Raw genomic sequence first — 17,629 nt, 5'->3', positions numbered from 1 at the left:
CCGGTGGTCGGCTCAGCCGACGGACACCTTGTCGGCGGGCTCGCCCGCCTCGGCGGCGGTCGCCGCCACGCGGTTCCCCGTGAGCTTCTGCTTCACCACGGCGACGGCGATCACGAGCGCCGCGACGAGCAAGGACAGCAGCACGGTCGTACGGCCGCTGCTCTCGCCCTCCGTGTCGGTCAGCATGTAGCCCAGGACGAACACGATCAGACCGGCCGTCGCCCAGGTCAGGTACGGGTACAGCCACATCTTCACGACGAGCTTCTCCGGTGCCTCGGCCTGGATGATCTTCCGCATGCGCAGCTGCGAGAAGCAGATGACCAGCCAGACGAACAGGGCCACCGCACCGGAGGAGTTGACGAGGAAGAGGAAGACGGAGTCCGGGAACCGGTAGTTGAAGAAGACGGCGACGAACCCGAAGACGACGGAGGCGACGATCGCGGCCATCGGCACGCCGCGGGAGGTGGTCCGGGCGAACGCCTTCGGCGCGTCGCCGCGCTGTCCGAGCGAGAACGCCATCCGGGAGGCCGTGTACAGGCCGGAGTTGAGACAGGACAGCACCGAGGTCAGCACGATGAAGTTCATGATCTCGCCGGCGTGTGCGATGCCGAGGGAGTCGAGGGCGGCGACGTACGAGCCCTTCTCCTTGATCGACGGGTCGTTCCAGGGCAGCAGCGCGACGACGATGAGGATCGAGCCGAGGTAGAAGACGCCGATCCGCCAGATGATGCTGTTCGTCGACTTGGTGACCGCGCGCTGCGGGTTCTCGGACTCGCCGGCGGCCAGGGTGGCGATCTCGCTGCCCATGAAGGAGAAGACGACCAGCAGCACACCGGTGAGGATGGCGCCGGGCCCGTGGGGCAGGAAACCGCCGTGGTCGGTGAGGTTGGCGAAACTCGCCTTGTCCGCGTGCACGCCGGGCAGCACACCGAAGACGGCCAGCAGGCCGACGACGATGAACGCGCCGATCGCGACGACCTTGATCCCGGCGAACCAGAACTCGAACTCGCCGTACGAGCCGACCGAGACCAGGTTGGTGGCGGTGAGGACCACCATCACGATGAGCGCCCAGCCCCACTGGGGGACGGCCGGGATCCAGCCCTCCAGGATCTTGGCGCCGGCGGTGGCCTCCACCGCCAGCACCACGACCCAGAAGAACCAGTACAGCCAGCCGATGGAGAACCCGGCCCAGCGGCCGAGCGCGCGGTCCGCGTGCGCGGAGAACGAACCGGAGGTCGGATTGGCGGCGGACATCTCGCCGAGCATCCGCATCACCAGGACGACGAGGGTGCCGACGAGGGCGTACGACAAGAGGATGCCGGGCCCTGCGGTGGCGATACCCGAACTGGAACCGACGAAGAGACCGGCGCCGATGACGCCGCCGATGGCGATCATCGACAGATGACGGTTCTTGAGTCCTGCGTGCAGACCGTTGCCGTTGCCGGGATCGCCGGCCGGGGGCGGGGCAGTCGTGGTCGGCTGCGAAGTCATGGGGGGGAATTCCTTTGCGCCGTTGAGCGGGGGTGAGCGGGGGTCCCGTACGAGCGGCGTACGAGTTGGTCCAGTGAAACGGAGGCTGGTGAATTCCTGAACCTTTGATTCCAGATCGTTACTTGAGGTTTTCCTGAGGTTCTGTAGTGTTACTCACACTTTCCGGGGCGTGGCCCCCGTACTGCCGCACGTTTACGGCCATGTCACACTCATCCCATGCGCGTGTATCTCGGCTCCGACCATGCGGGCTTCGAACTCAAGAACCACCTCGTCGAGTGGCTGAAGGAAGCGGGCCACGACCCCGTCGACTGCGGCCCCCACATCTACGACGCCCAGGACGACTACCCGCCCTTCTGCCTCCGTGCGGCCGAGCGGACGGCGGCGGACCCGGAGTCCCTCGGCATCGTGATCGGCGGCTCCGGCAACGGCGAGCAGATCGCCGCGAACAAGGTGAAGGGCGTGCGGGCGGCGCTCGCCTGGAGCGAGGAGACCGCGTCGCTCGGCCGGCAGCACAACAACGCGAACGTCGTCGCGGTGGGGGCGCGGATGCACACGCAGGAAGAGGCGACGAAGTTCGTCGAGACCTTCCTGAACACGCCGTTCTCGCAGGGTGAGCGCCATGTCCGCCGCATCGACATGCTGACGGAGTACGAGACGACGGGCACCCTCCCGCCCATCCCGGCGCACCACCCCCAGCCGTAATACTGTCGCCGGCCGCCCGATTCGGCCCGCCGTGAGGTGAGGCCGGGCCGGGCGGCGGCTGCACGGTTGCGGCCCGGCCCGGGCTGATCGCGCCCACGCGGCGGAGCCGCGAACCAACACAGCCCCGCGCCCCCTACGGGCCGCTCCCCGTCCCGCCTCCGACGGGGCACCCGCAGCCCCCGGACGGGCCACTGCCCCTGGCGCCTCCGACGGGGCACACTCTCAGCCCCCGGACGGGCCACTGCTCCTGGCGCCTCCGACGGGGCACACTCTCAGCCCCCGGACGGGCCACTGCTCCTGGCGCCTCCGACGGGGCGTCCTCGTTCCCTCGGGATCGCCTGTCCTCTCGACGTCTGCTCTCCACTGAGCGAGTCGGGTGGGTGGGTGGGAAAGGAATGGCTTTCGTGCCGGAAGGGCACACGATCCACCGGCTCGCGCTGGACTACCGGCGGCTCACCGGACCCGTGCGGGTCAGCAGTCCGCAGGGCAAGTTCTCCGACGCCGCCCAGCTGGTCGACGGCGCCCCCCTCACCCGTACCGAAGCCCACGGCAAGCACCTCTTCCTGGGCTTCCGGGACAGCGACTGGGTCCACATCCACCTCGGCCTCTTCGGCAAGGTCACCTTCGGCGACGCCCCCGCGCCCCCGGCCACCGACACCGTCCGGCTCCGCCTCGCCGACGCCACCTCGTACGTCGACCTGCGCGGCCCCACCACCTGCGCCCTGATCACCGACGCGGAGAAGAACGCCGTACACGCCCGGCTCGGTCCGGATCCGCTCCGTGCCGACGCCGACCCGAGCGTCGCGTACCGGAAGATCTCCCGCAGCCGTACGACCGTCGCCGCGCTGCTGATGGATCAGAAGGTCATCGCGGGGGTCGGCAACGTCTACCGCGCCGAGGTGCTGTTCCGGCACGGAATCGATCCCTACCGCGCCGGGAAGGAGATCGGGCCGGCCGAGTGGGACGCCGTCTGGGCCGATCTCGTCGCGCTCATGCACGAAGGCGTGCGGAACAACCGGATCGACACCGTCCGCCCCGAGCACACCCCGGAGGCGATGGGCCGCCCGCCGCGCGTCGACGACCACGGCGGCGAGGTGTACGTCTACCGCCGGGCCACCCTGCCCTGTCACATCTGCGGCACCGGGATCCGCACCGCGGACCTCGCCGCCCGCAACCTCTTCTGGTGCCCCCGCTGTCAGAACCGCTGAGCGGCGCCCACCGGAGGGCGCACTAGAAACCGTGCGGCAGCCACGGCAGCGCCGCCGACCCGAACGCCGTCGACGCCTCGGCCAGCGCCCCCGGCCGCAGCTCCCGCACCCGGCCCGCCCGGGCCAGCGACACCAGGGACACGCCACCGAGGTACGCCGCCGCCAGCTCCCGTACGGACAGGGCGAGTTCGGCCGGGTCCGTCGTACGTTCGCAGGACGCGCCCTTGGCGTCGCCGGTCAGCCGCCAACGCCCCTCGTTCCAGGGGCAGAAGACGTCCGTCACCTCCAGCACCACGTCCACCGGCGCCTGATAGGTCCGCGCCGCGAGCGCCCTGCCGACGTCGACGAGACGGAGGTACCCCATGTCCCGCACCCGCGTCAGACAGCGCCGGATGTCGGAGACCAGGTACTGCCAGGCGTCGTCGACCGGCCGCCCCCGCAGCGTCAGCTTCGACATCAGGTCGATGCCGAACAGGAACCGCCACAGCGCCGCGTCGCTCGCCGCGTCCACCGCGGCCAGGTCCTGCAGCGCCACCGTGCCGTCGTGTCCGCTCGGCGACCAGCCCAGCTTGGTACGGAACCGGGCGTACCCGGTGACCCGCCCGTCCCGCTCGGCGACCACGCACTGCAGCGCCGACGCCCCGTCCCGGTCGCTCTCCGGGTCCACCAGCGCCGCCCGCTCCCAGCCGGGCTGCCGGGCCAGCATCCCGGGGCGCAGCGGGACCAGCTCCGCGTACACCGCCTCGCACGCGTCGAGCACGTCGGCCGGCCTGGCGTAGCGCAGCCGCACGTCGTCGGTGCCGGCCGGCACGGCCAGCGTCACCCGGCTCGTGTCGATCTCGGCCTGCAACTGCTGGACCGCGGTGTCGTACCCGAAGCGGCCGTAGATCGCCGGCTCGGAGGCGGTCAGCGCGGCGAGCACCTCGCCCCGCTCCCGTACGTCGTCCAGCTGGCGCCGCATCATCGCGGTCAGCACCCCGCGCCGCCGGTGCGTCGCGGACACGCTCACCATGGTGACGCCCGCCACCGGCAGCACGGCGCCGCCCGGCACGCTCATCCGGAAGCTGAACGCCCCGCCCGTCCCGACGAGTTCGGCCCCGTCCCAGGCGGCCAGCGAACGCTCGAACTCCGTGAGGGAGCGGTCAAGCTCACGCTCCTCGGCCGACGCCGGTCCGGCCCCGAAGGCCCGTATCAGATGGTCCCACCACCCGTCGAACTCCTCGGCACGCAGCACCTTCAACTCGGTCGTACGGTCGGTCGCCATACGCCATGCCTACCAGGGGCAATGCGGGACGAGCCAGCGAATTTCTCCCGGACGGCGACGCGGGGGCTCCCGGTGAAGTTCACTGTGAAGTCGCACTCACAGGTGAGCCTCGGACGGGGGACAAGTGGGACCTCCCGTGCCAAGCAGCTGGTCCGATGGATAGGGTCCCGAACTAATGGCTGTAGACCGAGAGCGGCGCGGAAAGGCCGAGACGCTTACGGCCCGGTGGAAGATGCAGTGGCACCGGGTCCGCGTCGGCCTGCGCAGAAGCGCCGTGGACTACTTCCGCGGCGACGGTTCCGACTGGATCGCGCTCGCCGGACTCCTGCTGACCGTCCCGGTCCTCGCCGCCATGACCCTCGCCAACTCGGTGTGGTTCTCGCCGGCCTCCCTGGTCCTGCCGATCATCGCGGGCGGCCTGCTGCTGCGCCCGGCGAGCCTGCTCGGCCTGTACGCGGCAGGGGCGACGGCACTGATCGTGGAGTCGGTACGGCTCGGCCCCTACACCGAGGGCCCCTCCCGGGTCACCCCCGGCGTGGTCCTCGTCGTCGCCGCCTGCGGTTTCTTCGGCCTGCTCACCGCCCAGTTCCGCAGCCGGGTCGGCGTGCCCTGGCGGCGCGGCGGCACCATGCTCTTCGACCTGCGCGAACGCATCCGGGTGCAGAGCAAGCTGCCGAAGCTGCCGCCGGGCTGGCACCGCGAGATGGCCCTGCGGCCGGCCGGCGGGCAGTCCTTCTCCGGCGACTTCGTGGTCGCGGCCCGCACGAACAACGGGCGCACGATGGAGGTCGTCCTCACGGACGTCTCCGGCAAGGGCATGGACGCGGCGTCCCGCGCCCTGCTGCTGTCCGGTGCGTTCGGCGGCTTGCTGGGGTCCCTGCCCCCGCACGCCTTCCTCACCGCCGCCAACGGATACCTCCTCCGCCAGGACTGGGACGAGGGCTTCGCCACCTCGATCCACCTGGTCCTCGACCTGGACTCCGGCGACTACGAGCTCTACTCCGCCGGCCACCCCCCGGGCCTCCAGCTCAGCGCGGGCAGCGGCCGCTGGGAGGAGAAGGCCGCGGAGGGTCCGCTCCTGGGCGTCTACGACGGCGCGCAGTTCGACTCGGTCAAGGGGTCGCTGCGCCCGGGTGACGTCCTGATGCTCTTCACGGACGGCCTGGTGGAGACGTCGGACCGGGACATCGTGGAGGGCATCGACCGCCTCACGGGAGAGGCCGACCGCTATGTCGCCGGCGGCTTCCACGGGGCGGCGTGGCACCTGATCGAGGCGGTCGCGAGGGACGTGAACGACGACCGCGCGCTGCTCCTGATCTGCCGGGAGGCGGTGCGATGAGCGCGGACCGGGGGCGCGGTTGCGGACCGTCGGCGGCTGCGGGTGCGCGGGGGCCGATCGCGCAGTTCCCCGCGCCCCTGACGGGGCGCTCCCCAGCCGTGTCTCACATAGCCGCGGGCAGGCGTGCCTCCCCCAGTGCCTCAAGGGCCTGGGAGGTGCCCAGGCGGCACGGGTGGGCGCAGGCGGCACCCCGCAAGCGCCGGTAAGCGTCCCCACCCCCACCCACGCCACGGGATACTCGCACCGTGACCCCGACCCCGCTCTCCCTCCCCGAGGTGGAGGCGCTCGCCCGGGCCGCGCACGCCGCGCAGACCGACAAGGCCGGCCGCCCCTACGCCGAGCACCTCGCCGCCGTCGCCGAAGGCGTCCGCGTCCGCGGCGGCGACCCGGAGCAGATCGCCGCCGCCTGGCTGCACGACGCCGTCGAGGACCACGCCCTCACGGCGGACTGGCTGGCGGCGGCCCCCCTCACCGCCCGCACCAGGGCCATCGTCCTCGCCGTCACCAAACACCAGGGCGAGCCGCCCGAGGCGTACGCCCGCCGCATCCTCGACACCCCGGGCGCGCTCCTCGTCAAACAGGCCGACCTCGCGCACAACGCCGACCCTGGCCGGCTCGCCGTACTCGACGAGGACACCCGGAAACGGCTGACCGAGAAGTACGCACGGATGCGCGCCCTCCTCGGTCTGCCCGCGTAGGCGGAATCACACGCCGGCCGTCTCCCGGGCTTCCCGGCTCTGCCGCCCCCGCGCCAGTTCCGCCGGGTCCTGGCGGAACGCCCACGCCATCCTCGGCTCCATGGCGAACCGGAAGACCCGCCGGACGGGCCCGGAGCACAGCAGCGTGACAACGGCGCCGGCGAGCGCGGTGACGAGGATCTCGCCGAGCGGGCGGTGCAGCCACCGCGGGTCGAACCAGCCCGCGTGGTCGGCGTACTTCACGACGAAACCGTGCAGCAGATAGCCGTACAGCGTGCCCGCGCCCAGGGTCGTGAACCACATCCGCCGCCCCGGTACCCAGGACAGGAAGCCGGCCGTCAGCACCATCGAGCAGCCGAACATCGCGAGCACCATCACCGGCCCGCACCACCACGGCACACCCAGCTCCTGCGCGGCGTCCCGGTGGTAGAACCACGCGGTGTTCATCCGCGGCACCGACCACCAGGAGAACGCCAGTGCGACCGCGAACACCGGCACCGCGGCGATCCGCACCGGCCACCGGCGTACCAGCCGGAAGTGCTCGGGCCGCAGGCACAGGCCGAGCACGAAGTAGGGCAGGAACTGCAGGACCCGCTGGAGGTCCAGGTCGTCACCGATGGTGGGGGACACGGACGCCAGCATCGCGATGACGAAGGCGACCGGCAGCGGATGCCGGACCGCCCGCCAGATCGGCGTGGTCAGCCGCCAGACGAACAGCGCGCACAGGAACCAGGTCAGGTACCAGGGGTCGAGCAGGCTGATGTCCTGGCCGGGGGAGTGGTCGATGTACCGCTGGAACAGCGAATAGGCGGTCTCGAACAGGACGTACGGCACGACGACACCGGTGACCAGCCGCTTCAGCCGGTCCGGCCGCATGTCGAAATTCCGGGAGAAGTAGCCGGAGATGATGATGAACGCCGGCATGTGGAAGGCGTACACGACGCAGTACAGCGCCTCCAGGACGCGGCTGTCGCCCTTCAGCGGCTCCCAGGAGTGGCCCATCGCGACGAGCACGATCGCCAGGTACTTGGCGTTGTCGAAGAACGCGTCGCGCTGTCTGTCCGCCGGCGGCCGGGCCGGGGGACGCGGTGCTGGGTTCTGGCCGGGGGACGTGGCGGCGGCAAACATCTGAGGCACCCTAGCGTCGCCTGTGGGATTTCGTGAAACCGCCGAAGTGAATGCTGGATATCTTCCGTGATCTCTTGTGAACCGCCGGTCTATTTACCCGGGTCGACTCCTGTGGCCATGCGGTTTCATGGGGCACTTACACCCGTGATGTCCCTATTCATCCTGACTAATTGGTGCATAACGCCAGCGTGTGATCCCGTCTTGTGATGCCTGTGTCAACAATTCGAATTGGCTGCGCGGGCGTTGTGTGGACACCGAAACCAAGTCGGCCAATTGCCTTGGATCCAAGGCCGGGTGGGGCGTCGAATTACTGTGCGGGCGGGGGCCGGTGGGCGATGAGTTGTCGACGTTGTGTCACGGGCCGCATAGTGCGGCCGGGTTGGTGGCACGATGGTTCTGGCGGGGGTGCGGGGTCGTACCCCCGGGCCGGGAGAGCGGAACCGACCGAGGGCGTGATCAGTTGTGGCCATTTCACTGTCTGTGGTGCTGCTGTTGGCGATCATCCTGGTAGTGCTGATCAGAGGGGGGAACATCAAGGCCGGCCCCGCGATCGTGGCCGTCCTCTTCGGCTTCTTCCTCGCGTCGACCGGGATGGCCCCCTCGATCCAGCGCTTCCTCGACTCGATAGCGCAGACCATCAACTCGATCAGCTTCTGACCGCGCGGGCGCGCGCGGGCGCGCCCGCGCGGCGGAGAACCTGATCCATGGACGCGCCCCCCCTGGACGCGGTCCGTGAGCGAAGGAGCACGAGACGTAGATTCCGTACGCCCTGTACGGCGTCCGCTCCGTCCGTGCGGTCGGCGTGTCCGGCGAGCGGCGGCCCGGCCCCGGATGCACCGAAGGCCCAGGCGACGAGGTCGGAACCTCTCACCTGGGCCTTCGCCACGCAGAGCGGGCGACGGGAATCGAACCCGCGTAGCCAGTTTGGAAGACTGGGGCTCTACCATTGAGCTACGCCCGCACAACACGCGCCGCAGCTCGGTGACCGCGGCACAGAAGGCATCGTAGCGGGTCGTCCGCCGCGTAGGCCAACGTGTTGGTCTGCACGGATGGGATGCCGACGCGGGTGAACAAAGCGGCCGACGCGGGCTGCCCGGCCATGTACCCTACGTGTCGCACCGAAACGGGGTGTGGCGCAGCTTGGTAGCGCGTCCGCTTTGGGAGCGGAAGGCCGTGGGTTCAAATCCCGCCACCCCGACCACCTGATGACGGCGTCCGTCTTGATCGCCTTTTGGGGCGCTGAGCGGCTGCGGTTACTATGCAAGCTGCGCGCCCGCGTGTCCCGGCCCCCACTCGGCGGCCTACGAACTCCTCCGGGCGGCGAAACTCCGCCGGTGCCTCTCTGGCCCCGGCAGAACCCAAGCAGTCAGCCACAAGGAGACCGAACCGTGAAGAGCGCCGTGGAGACCCTGAACCCGACCCGGGTTCGGCTCACTGTCGAGGTGCCCTTCGAGGAGCTCAAGGACAGCCTCGACGCGGCGTACAAGAAGATCAACCAGCAGGTCACGGTGAAGGGCTTCCGCAAGGGCAAGATCCCGGCCCGCGTCATCGACCAGCGGTTCGGCCGCGGTGCGGTGCTGGAGGAGGCCGTCAACGACGCGCTCCCGAAGTTCTACACCGAGGCGGTCAACGAGGCCGAGCTCAACCCGCTGGGCCAGCCCGAGGTCGACATCACGGAGCTGAAGGACGGCGAGACGCTGAACTTCACCGCCGAGGTCGACATCCGCCCCGCCCTGGAGATCCCGGACTACTCCGGTATCGAGGTCGAGGTCGACGCCGTCGAGGTGACGGACGAGGACATCGAGAAGTCCGTGGAGCAGCTCCGTGAGCGCTTCGCCTCCACCTCCCCGGTCGAGCGGGCCGCCCAGGACGGCGACGTCGTCACCATCGACCTGGAGGCCAAGGTCGACGGCGAGGTGCTCGAGGACGGCATCGCCGACGGCGTCTCCTACACCATCGGCTCCGGTGAGCTGCTGGACGGCATCGACGACGCCGTGAAGGGCCTGGAGGCCGGTGGCGAGGCCACCTTCACCTCCGAGCTCAAGGGCGGCTCCGCGGCCGGCCGCGAGGCCGAGGTCACCGTCAAGGTCACCCAGGTCGCCGCCCGCGAACTCCCCGAGCTGGACGACGAGTTCGCGCAGCTCGCCTCCGAGTTCGACACGCTGGACGAGCTGAAGGCCGACAGCCGCAAGCGCCTGGCCAACATGAAGACGTACGACCAGGCCACCCAGGCCCAGGAGCGCGTCCTGGAGAAGCTCCTGGAGCTCGTCGAGGTGCCCGTCCCCGAGAAGCTGCTCGAGGACGAGATCAACACCCGCAAGCACAACCTGGAGCACCACCAGCTCGGCCAGATGGGCCTCGACCTGGAGAAGTACCTCGAGATCCAGGGCAAGACCGCCGAGGAGTTCGAGGCCGAGACCAAGGAAGCCGCGGTCAAGGGCATCAAGACCCAGTTCGTCCTCGACGAGCTGGTCAAGGTCGAGAAGCTGAACGTCAACCAGGAGGAGCTCACCGAGCACCTCATGCGGCGCGCGGCCTCCTCCGGCATGTCCCCCGACCAGTTCGCCCAGGCCGTCGTCGAGGGCGGTCAGGTCCCGCTCCTGGTCGGCGAGGTCGCCCGCGGCAAGGCCCTGGCCGTCGTGGTCGAGGCCGCCACGGTGAAGGACACCAACGGCGAGATCGTCGACCTGGACGACGAGGACGAGGACGAGACGGAGGCCCCCGAGGCCGCCGCCGAGTCCGCGGACGCCACGGACGCCACCGACGGGGAGAAGTCCGAGGGCTGAGCCCACGGCGCCCGTAACGGCTTGCAGGGGGCTCCCGGGCACTGTCCCGGGGGCCCTCTGTCGTACGCGCCACGCGGACCCACCCAGGGGCGCGGGGAACCGCGCGACCGGCCCCCACGCACCCGCACGCGCCCCCACGACGCACCCCGGACGGCGCTACGCCCCCGGCGAACAGCCCTGTTACCGGGATTCCCCGAAGGGACCATCGCGTTAGGGTCCATGAGTACGAGGGCAGCCAAGCCCCCGGCTACGGAAACGTGAGACGGCCCGGCGCCGTCGTAAGACGAGCAGGTGGATACGTGACGAATCTGATGCCCTCCGCCGCCGGCGAGCCTTCCTTCGGTGGTGGCCTCGGCGACCAGGTCTACAACCGGCTGCTCGGCGAGCGGATCATCTTCCTGGGTCAGCAGGTGGACGACGACATCGCCAACAAGATCACCGCGCAGCTGCTGCTGCTGGCGGCCGATCCCGGCAAGGACATCTACCTCTACATCAACAGCCCCGGTGGCTCGGTGACGGCCGGCATGGCGATCTACGACACCATGCAGTACATCCCGAACGACGTGGTGACCATCGCGATGGGCATGGCGGCCTCGATGGGCCAGTTCCTGCTCACCGGCGGCGCCGCCGGCAAGCGCTTCGCGCTGCCGCACGCCGACATCATGATGCACCAGGGCTCCGCGGGCCTCGGCGGTACCGTCTCGGACATCAAGATCCAGGCCGAGTACCTGCTGCGCACCAAGAAGCGCATGTCCGAGCTGACCGCGCAGCACTCCGGCCAGACCGTCGAGGCGATCGTCCGCGACGGTGACCGTGACCGCTGGTTCACCCCGGAAGAGGCCAAGGAGTACGGTCTCATTGACGAGATCATCACGCATGCCTCCGGTGTTCCGGGAGGCGGCGGCACCGGCGCCTGAGACCAGGCCCGGCCGCCACGCTCCGCCGAGACTCCAGCCCCCGAACGCCACCAGGACGGTGAACACCCTCATGAGCAACATTCCCGGCGCCGCTGACGCCCGCTACGACGGGCCCCGGCCCGACGCCCGCTACGTCATCCCGCGCTTCGTCGAGCGCACCTCCCAGGGCATTCGCGAGTACGACCCGTACGCGAAGCTCTTCGAGGAGCGCGTGATCTTCCTCGGCGTCCAGATCGACGACGCCTCCGCCAACGACGTCATGGCGCAGCTGCTGTGCCTGGAGTCGATGGACCCCGACCGGGACATCTCGATCTACATCAACAGCCCGGGCGGCGACATGACCGCCCTCACGGCGATCTACGACACGATGCAGTTCGTGAAGCCCGACATCCAGACGGTCTGCATGGGCCAGGCGGCCTCCGCCGCGGCCATCCTGCTGGCCGCCGGCACGCCCGGCAAGCGCATGGCGCTGCCGAACTCCCGCGTGCTGATCCACCAGCCGGCCGGTTCCACCGGCCGTGGCCAGCTCTCCGACCTGGAGATCATCGCCAAGGAGTTCACGCGGATGCGTGACCAGCTGGAGACCATGCTGGCCAAGCACTCCAACCGGCCGATCGAGCAGGTCCGCGAGGACATCGAGCGCGACAAGATCCTCACGGCCGAGGAAGCGCTGGAGTACGGCATCGTGGACCAGATCATCTCCACCCGGAAGATGAACAACGCTGACGTCCGCTGACAGAGGATGTAGTCTCTGCCGCCCTTGGCCCGGTTTGACCGTGGGCTCGGCAAGGTGCACGTCAAAGTGAACCGTGCCAAGGGGGGCCCGTACGGGGGGCCCGGCAAGGTACCGTCGACATAAGGCAGCACCAGGAGCCGCTGGATTCGAAAGAGTCCAGGCGTCTCCCAGGCGAAGGGGAAGCACACCGTGGCACGCATCGGTGACGGCGGCGATCTGCTCAAGTGCTCGTTCTGCGGCAAGAGCCAGAAGCAGGTCAAGAAGCTCATCGCAGGGCCCGGTGTGTACATCTGCGACGAGTGCATCGACCTCTGCAACGAGATCATCGAGGAGGAACTCGCCGAGACGAGCGAGGTGCGCTGGGAGGAACTCCCCAAGCCCCGCGAGATCTACGAGTTCCTGGAGGGCTACGTGGTCGGCCAGGAGGCCGCCAAGAAGGCCCTCTCGGTCGCGGTGTACAACCACTACAAGCGGGTCCAGGCCGGTGAGAACGGCGGCGGCCAAAGCCGCGAGGACGCCATCGAGTTGGCGAAGTCCAACATCCTGCTGCTGGGCCCCACGGGCTCCGGCAAGACGCTCCTGGCGCAGACCCTGGCCCGCATGCTGAACGTCCCGTTCGCGATCGCCGACGCGACCGCGCTGACGGAGGCGGGCTATGTGGGCGAGGACGTCGAGAACATCCTCCTCAAGCTGATCCAGGCGGCCGACTACGACGTCAAGAAGGCCGAGACCGGGATCATCTACATCGACGAGATCGACAAGGTAGCCCGTAAGAGCGAAAATCCTTCGATCACGCGAGACGTCTCCGGCGAGGGTGTGCAGCAGGCCCTTCTCAAGATCCTCGAAGGGACCACGGCCTCCGTCCCGCCGCAGGGCGGCCGCAAGCACCCGCACCAGGAGTTCATCCAGATCGACACGACGAACGTGCTGTTCATCGTGGGCGGTGCGTTCGCGGGCCTGGAGAAGATCATCGAGTCCCGGGCGGGTGCCAAGGGCATCGGCTTCGGCGCGACGATCCGCTCCAAGCGGGAGCTGCAGTCCAAGGACCAGTTCGAGGACGTCATGCCCGAGGACCTGGTGAAGTTCGGCATGATCCCCGAGTTCATCGGCCGGCTGCCCGTCATCACCTCGGTCCACAACCTGGACCGCGAGGCCCTGCTCCAGATCCTGATCGAGCCGCGCAACGCGCTGGTGAAGCAGTACCAGCGCCTCTTCGAACTCGACGGCGTGGAGCTGGACTTCGAGCGCGAGGCCCTGGAGGCCATCGCCGACCAGGCGATCCTCCGCCAGACCGGCGCGCGCGGCCTGCGCGCCATCATGGAGGAGGTCCTCATGTCGGTGATGTACGAGGTGCCGTCCCGCAAGGACGTGGCCCGCGTCGTCATCACGGCCGACGTCGTCCACTCCAACGTCAACCCGACCCTGATCCCGCGCGACGCGCGCGGCCGGGGCGCGGGCGAGCAGAAGTCGGCGTAACCACGTCAACACCGAAGCGCCGGGCCCTCCTCGGAGGAGCCCGGCGCTTCGGCGTTCACACCGTTCGCACGTCGTACGGGTCTACTTGGCGACGCGCGCCTGCGCGCGGACCTCGGCGGCGAGCTTCGCCGACTCGTCGACGCTGTACGTCTTCACACCCGTCGTCGGCTCCACCATGCCGATCGTGCTGTAGTCCGCCCAGATGCACAGGTACGCCGTCTGCTGCTTGCCGGTGAGCTGGCTCTTGCCCTGCGCCTGCTGGCACTTCATCACCGCGCCGTCCAGCCCGGCGGGGGACACCGACTGCGCGTCGCCGACCAGCTTCACGCTGTCGTCGTCGGAGGTGCCCTCCTTCTTCATCTGCGCGAAGGTGGCGTCCAGCGCGGCCTGCGGGTCCTTCACCGAGCCGTAGACCCCGAACAGGGTGAGGTTCTCGGCGGTCTGCGCCTTCGCCAGGTCCGTCGGGTCCGTGGCGTCGAGGGACCCCAGGTCTACGGTCGAGTAGATCGCGGTGACAGAAGTGGCGTCGGTGACACCGGACTTGGCGAAGTCCTTGGCGTCACTCGAACTCGCCTTCTCCTCGCTGGGGTCGCCCACCCGCTTGTACTTGGCGGACAGCAGCGAGGCCGGCGCGGTGAGCTTGTGCGGCCCGTCGTCCTTGAGCCCGCCGCTCCCGCCCCCGGCGAGCACGAAGTACGCGCCCACCGCCACGGCCGCCACCACCGCCACCGCGCCGATGACCAGGCCCGTCTTCTTCCGGCCGCCGCCCGGAGCCGGCGGCTGCGGAACGCCGTAGGGCTGCTGGCCGTACGGAGGCTGGCCGTAGGGCGGCTGCTGCTGGCCGTACGGGTTCTGCTGCGGCGGGACGGGAGGGACGCCCTGGGGCGGGTAGCCGTAGCCCGGCTGCGGCGGCTGCGGCGGGGCCTGCTGGGGGTAGCCGTAGCCGGGCTGGGGCGCCTGCGGCGGCTGGCCGTACGGACCCGGCTGCTGTCCGTACGGTCCCGGCTGCTGCGGCGGCCCTCCGTACGGGCCCGGCTGGTTGTAGCTCATCTCTGGGTTCCCCTCCAGATGCTTATGTGTTCCTGACATCCTGGCTCAGCCACAGGGGACGCACGGCACGCGGGTGCCCACCGTTACAGAACAAACGCGTTTCGGGACAGCGCCGGGACACCCCTAAACTGAGCCCCGTGACCGAGAATGCTCAGCAGCAGCCCACAGCGCCCAGCACCGAACTGCCGACCCAGTACGCGCCGGCCGATGTAGAGGGGCCGCTGTACGAGCGCTGGGTGGAGCGGGGTTACTTCGCGGCCGACGCCAAGAGCGACAAGCCCGCGTACACCATCGTCATCCCGCCGCCGAACGTCACCGGCTCCCTGCACCTGGGCCACGCCTTCCAGCACACGCTGATGGACGCGCTGACCCGCCGCAAGCGCATGCAGGGCTTCGAGGCGCTCTGGCTGCCCGGCATGGACCACGCCGGTATCGCCACCCAGAACAAGGTCGAGCAGCAGCTCGCCGAGGAGGGCAAGTCCCGCCAGGACCTCGGCCGCGAGACGTTCGTCGAGCGCGTCTGGCAGTGGAAGGAAGAGTACGGCGGCAAGATCCTCGGCCAGATGCGCCGGCTCGGCGACGGCGTCGACTGGGACCGTGAGCGCTTCACCATGGACGAGGGCCTGTCCAAGGCCGTCCAGACCATCTTCAAGAAGCTCTACGAAGACGAGCTGATCTACCGCGCCGAACGCATCATCAACTGGTGCCCGCGCTGTCTGACGGCCATCTCGGACATCGAGGTGGAGTACCAGGAGGACGACGGCGAGCTGGTCTCCATCAAGTACGGCGAGGGGGACGAGACGCTGGTCGTCGCCACCACCCGCGCGGAGACGATGCTCGGTGACACGGCCGTCGCCGTCCACCCCGACGACGAGCGGTACCGGCACCTGGTCGGCAGGCGCATCAAGCTCCCGCTGACCGACCGCACGATCCCCGTCGTCGCGGACACGCACGTCGACCCGGAGTTCGGCACGGGTGCCGTCAAGGTCACCCCGGCCCACGACCCGAACGACTTCGCGATCGGCCAGCGGCACGACCTCGAGTCCATCACCGTGATGGACGAGCGGGCCGTCATCACGGTCCACGGTCCCTTCGAGGGCCTGGACCGCTTCGAGGCGCGTTCCGCGATCGTCGCGGCGCTGCGCTCGCAGGGCCGGATCGTCGCCGAGAAGCGGCCGTACGCCCACAGCGTCGGCCACTGCTCGCGCTGCAGCACGACCATCGAGCCGCGGCTGTCCATGCAGTGGTGGGTCAAGGTCGGCCCGCTGGCGAAGGCGGCCGGAGACGCGGTCCGCGACGGGCGGGTCAGGATCCACCCCGAGGACATGTCGAAGCGGTACTTCGACTGGGTCGACAACATGCACGACTGGTGCATCTCGCGCCAGCTGTGGTGGGGCCACCGGATCCCGGTCTGGTACGGCCCCGGCGGCGAGGTCGTCTGCGTCGGCCCCGACGAGCAGCCGCCCGGCACCGAGGCGGAGGGCTGGAAGCAGGACACCGACGTCCTGGACACCTGGTTCTCCTCGGGCCTGTGGCCGTTCTCCACCCTCGGCTGGCCCGAACAGACCGCGGACCTGCGGAAGTTCTACCCGACCGACGTCCTGCTGACCGGCCACGACATCATCTTCTTCTGGGTCGCCCGGATGATGATGTTCGGTCTCTACGCGATGGACGGCGAGGTCCCCTTCCGCACCATCGCGCTGACCGGCCTGGTCCGTGACGAGCGCGGCAAGAAGATGTCGAAGTCCTTCGGCAACGTCGTCGACCCGCTCGACTGGATGGACAAGTACGGCTCCGACGCCGTCCGCTTCACCCTGGCCCGCGGCGCCAACCCCGGCACCGACGTCCCGATCGGCGAGGACTGGGTCCAGGCCTCCCGCAACTTCGCCAACAAGATCTGGAACGCGACCCGCTTCGCCCTGATGAACGGCGCGACCGTCGAGGGCCCGCTCCCGGACGCGTCCGAGATGTCGGCGACGGACCGCTGGATCCTGTCCCGCCTCAACAAGACGGTCGCCGAAGTCGACGCGTTCTACGACGACTTCCAGTTCGCGAAGCTGTCCGACGCCCTCTACCACTTCGCGTGGGACGAGGTCTTCGACTGGTACGTCGAGCTGTCCAAGACGACGTTCCAGGCGGGCGGCCGGGGCGCCGAGGTCTCCCAGCGGGTCCTCGGCGAGGTCCTCGACGTCACCCTGAAACTGCTCCACCCGGTCGTCCCGTTCGTCACGGACACCCTGTGGACGACGCTGACCGGCGGCGAGTCGGTCGTCGTCGCCGACTGGCCGTCCGACAGCGGCTTCCGCGACGACGCGGCCGAGCGGGAGATCGAGAGCCTCCAGTCCGTCATCACCGAGGTCCGCCGCTTCCGCGCCGACCAGGGCCTGCAGCCCGGCCAGCGGGTCCCGGCACGCCTCACCCTCGACGGCACGGCGCTCGCCCCGCACGAGGCGGCCATCCGCCAGCTGCTGCGCCTCCAGCCGGAGGGCGACGCCTTCGCGGCCACGGCCACCCTCCCGGTCGCCGGCGCCACGGTCGCCCTCGACCTCTCCGGCACGATCGACGTCGCGGCGGAGCGCAAGCGCCTCGCCAAGGACCTCGCGGCCGCCGAGAAGGAGAAGGCCCAGGCGACGGCCAAGCTGGGCAACGAGGCGTTCCTGGCGAAGGCCCCGGACAACGTGGTGGACAAGATCCGCGGCCGGCTGGCCAAGGCGGACGAGGACATCGCCCGCATCCAGACCCAGCTGGACCGCCTTCCGCAGGCCTGACCCGCACGTCCCCGCAGGCGTCCGGCAGCCCGTTCCGCGGGCCGCCGGGCGCCTGCGCGTATTTCT

The 17,629-nt window shown here is 69.7% G+C and carries 14 protein-coding genes and 2 tRNA genes; 11 read left to right on the top strand and 5 right to left on the bottom strand.

The window, feature by feature from the left end; genetic code table 11:
* Nucleotides 1–12: 12 nt before the first annotated feature.
* On the bottom strand, nucleotides 13–1,491 hold the full coding sequence (locus ACWDGI_RS05690) for an amino acid permease (RefSeq protein WP_450755677.1): 1,479 nt from the start codon (nucleotides 1,489–1,491) through the stop codon (nucleotides 13–15).
* A gap of 216 nt (nucleotides 1,492–1,707) precedes the next feature.
* Between ACWDGI_RS05690 and ACWDGI_RS05685 the strand changes: the two genes are divergently transcribed.
* Together ACWDGI_RS05685 and ACWDGI_RS05680 are read left to right on the top strand one after the other, a co-directional pair.
* Nucleotides 1,708–2,193: a ribose-5-phosphate isomerase gene (locus ACWDGI_RS05685; protein ID WP_450755675.1), complete on the top strand. Its 486-nt coding sequence runs from the start codon at nucleotides 1,708–1,710 to the stop codon at nucleotides 2,191–2,193.
* Between the two features lie 404 nt (nucleotides 2,194–2,597).
* Nucleotides 2,598–3,401, top strand: coding sequence for an Fpg/Nei family DNA glycosylase (locus ACWDGI_RS05680; RefSeq protein WP_450755673.1), 804 nt, complete (start codon nucleotides 2,598–2,600; stop codon nucleotides 3,399–3,401).
* Between the two features lie 22 nt (nucleotides 3,402–3,423).
* Here ACWDGI_RS05680 and ACWDGI_RS05675 read toward each other — a convergent pair whose 3' ends face one another.
* The gene (locus ACWDGI_RS05675; protein ID WP_450755671.1) at nucleotides 3,424–4,665 is read right to left on the bottom strand and encodes a GNAT family N-acetyltransferase; all 1,242 of its coding nucleotides are present in this window, start codon (nucleotides 4,663–4,665) and stop codon (nucleotides 3,424–3,426) included.
* Between the two features lie 175 nt (nucleotides 4,666–4,840).
* Here ACWDGI_RS05675 and ACWDGI_RS05670 point away from each other — a divergent pair, with 175 nt between their 5' ends.
* A complete protein-coding gene (locus ACWDGI_RS05670) occupies nucleotides 4,841–6,004 on the top strand; it encodes a PP2C family protein-serine/threonine phosphatase (protein ID WP_450755669.1) in 1,164 nt (387 codons plus the stop codon).
* A gap of 245 nt (nucleotides 6,005–6,249) precedes the next feature.
* Nucleotides 6,250–6,702: an HD domain-containing protein gene (locus ACWDGI_RS05665; RefSeq protein ID WP_450755667.1), complete on the top strand. Its 453-nt coding sequence runs from the start codon at nucleotides 6,250–6,252 to the stop codon at nucleotides 6,700–6,702.
* Nucleotides 6,703–6,708: 6 nt separating this feature from the next.
* Here ACWDGI_RS05665 and ACWDGI_RS05660 read toward each other — a convergent pair whose 3' ends face one another.
* The gene (locus ACWDGI_RS05660; RefSeq protein ID WP_450755665.1) at nucleotides 6,709–7,830 is read right to left on the bottom strand and encodes an acyltransferase family protein; all 1,122 of its coding nucleotides are present in this window, start codon (nucleotides 7,828–7,830) and stop codon (nucleotides 6,709–6,711) included.
* 462 nt (nucleotides 7,831–8,292) lie between these two features.
* On the opposite strand from ACWDGI_RS05660, the gene ACWDGI_RS05655 reads away from it, so the two are divergent.
* Nucleotides 8,293–8,487 (top strand): hypothetical protein, encoded by a 195-nt coding sequence (locus ACWDGI_RS05655; RefSeq protein WP_123976981.1) that lies wholly within the window; start codon nucleotides 8,293–8,295, stop codon nucleotides 8,485–8,487.
* Nucleotides 8,488–8,720: 233 nt separating this feature from the next.
* Here the strand turns inward: ACWDGI_RS05655 and ACWDGI_RS05650 are convergent.
* Nucleotides 8,721–8,791, bottom strand: a tRNA-Gly gene (locus ACWDGI_RS05650).
* A gap of 163 nt (nucleotides 8,792–8,954) precedes the next feature.
* On the opposite strand from ACWDGI_RS05650, the gene ACWDGI_RS05645 reads away from it, so the two are divergent.
* From ACWDGI_RS05645 to clpX, 5 genes are all read left to right on the top strand, one after another.
* Nucleotides 8,955–9,031 (top strand) — tRNA-Pro (locus tag ACWDGI_RS05645).
* Between the two features lie 187 nt (nucleotides 9,032–9,218).
* Nucleotides 9,219–10,616, top strand: coding sequence for a trigger factor (gene tig, locus ACWDGI_RS05640; protein ID WP_450755663.1), 1,398 nt, complete (start codon nucleotides 9,219–9,221; stop codon nucleotides 10,614–10,616).
* Nucleotides 10,617–10,927: 311 nt separating this feature from the next.
* A complete protein-coding gene (locus tag ACWDGI_RS05635) occupies nucleotides 10,928–11,533 on the top strand; it encodes an ATP-dependent Clp protease proteolytic subunit (protein ID WP_362723412.1) in 606 nt (201 codons plus the stop codon).
* Between the two features lie 70 nt (nucleotides 11,534–11,603).
* On the top strand, nucleotides 11,604–12,269 hold the full coding sequence (locus tag ACWDGI_RS05630; RefSeq protein WP_450755661.1) for an ATP-dependent Clp protease proteolytic subunit: 666 nt from the start codon (nucleotides 11,604–11,606) through the stop codon (nucleotides 12,267–12,269).
* A 189-nt stretch (nucleotides 12,270–12,458) separates the two neighbouring features.
* Nucleotides 12,459–13,745: an ATP-dependent Clp protease ATP-binding subunit ClpX gene (gene clpX / locus ACWDGI_RS05625; protein ID WP_351319384.1), complete on the top strand. Its 1,287-nt coding sequence runs from the start codon at nucleotides 12,459–12,461 to the stop codon at nucleotides 13,743–13,745.
* A gap of 81 nt (nucleotides 13,746–13,826) precedes the next feature.
* Here the strand turns inward: clpX and ACWDGI_RS05620 are convergent, their stop codons facing one another.
* Nucleotides 13,827–14,795: a hypothetical protein gene (locus ACWDGI_RS05620; protein ID WP_450755659.1), complete on the bottom strand. Its 969-nt coding sequence runs from the start codon at nucleotides 14,793–14,795 to the stop codon at nucleotides 13,827–13,829.
* A gap of 137 nt (nucleotides 14,796–14,932) precedes the next feature.
* On the opposite strand from ACWDGI_RS05620, the gene ACWDGI_RS05615 reads away from it, so the two are divergent.
* Nucleotides 14,933–17,563: a valine--tRNA ligase gene (locus tag ACWDGI_RS05615; RefSeq protein ID WP_450755657.1), complete on the top strand. Its 2,631-nt coding sequence runs from the start codon at nucleotides 14,933–14,935 to the stop codon at nucleotides 17,561–17,563.
* The last annotated feature ends 66 nt before the right edge of the window (nucleotides 17,564–17,629 follow it).

The sequence above is a fragment of the Streptomyces sp. NPDC001220 genome (genome assembly GCF_053597895.1).
The sequence above is the reverse complement of the archived record's forward strand: the minus strand, read 5'-3'. Positions and strand labels throughout refer to the sequence as shown.

Coding starts and splice junctions, on each gene's coding strand:
- ACWDGI_RS05685 (WP_450755675.1), top strand. CDS start 1,708: ATGCGCGTGTATCTCGGCTCCGACCATGCGGGCTTCGAACTCAAGAAC.
- ACWDGI_RS05690 (WP_450755677.1), bottom strand. CDS start 1,491: ATGACTTCGCAGCCGACCACGACTGCCCCGCCCCCGGCCGGCGATCCC.
- ACWDGI_RS05660 (WP_450755665.1), bottom strand. CDS start 7,830: ATGTTTGCCGCCGCCACGTCCCCCGGCCAGAACCCAGCACCGCGTCCC.
- ACWDGI_RS05670 (WP_450755669.1), top strand. CDS start 4,841: ATGGCTGTAGACCGAGAGCGGCGCGGAAAGGCCGAGACGCTTACGGCC.
- ACWDGI_RS05635 (WP_362723412.1), top strand. CDS start 10,928: ATGCCCTCCGCCGCCGGCGAGCCTTCCTTCGGTGGTGGCCTCGGCGAC.
- ACWDGI_RS05630 (WP_450755661.1), top strand. CDS start 11,604: ATGAGCAACATTCCCGGCGCCGCTGACGCCCGCTACGACGGGCCCCGG.
- ACWDGI_RS05620 (WP_450755659.1), bottom strand. CDS start 14,795: ATGAGCTACAACCAGCCGGGCCCGTACGGAGGGCCGCCGCAGCAGCCG.
- ACWDGI_RS05675 (WP_450755671.1), bottom strand. CDS start 4,665: ATGGCGACCGACCGTACGACCGAGTTGAAGGTGCTGCGTGCCGAGGAG.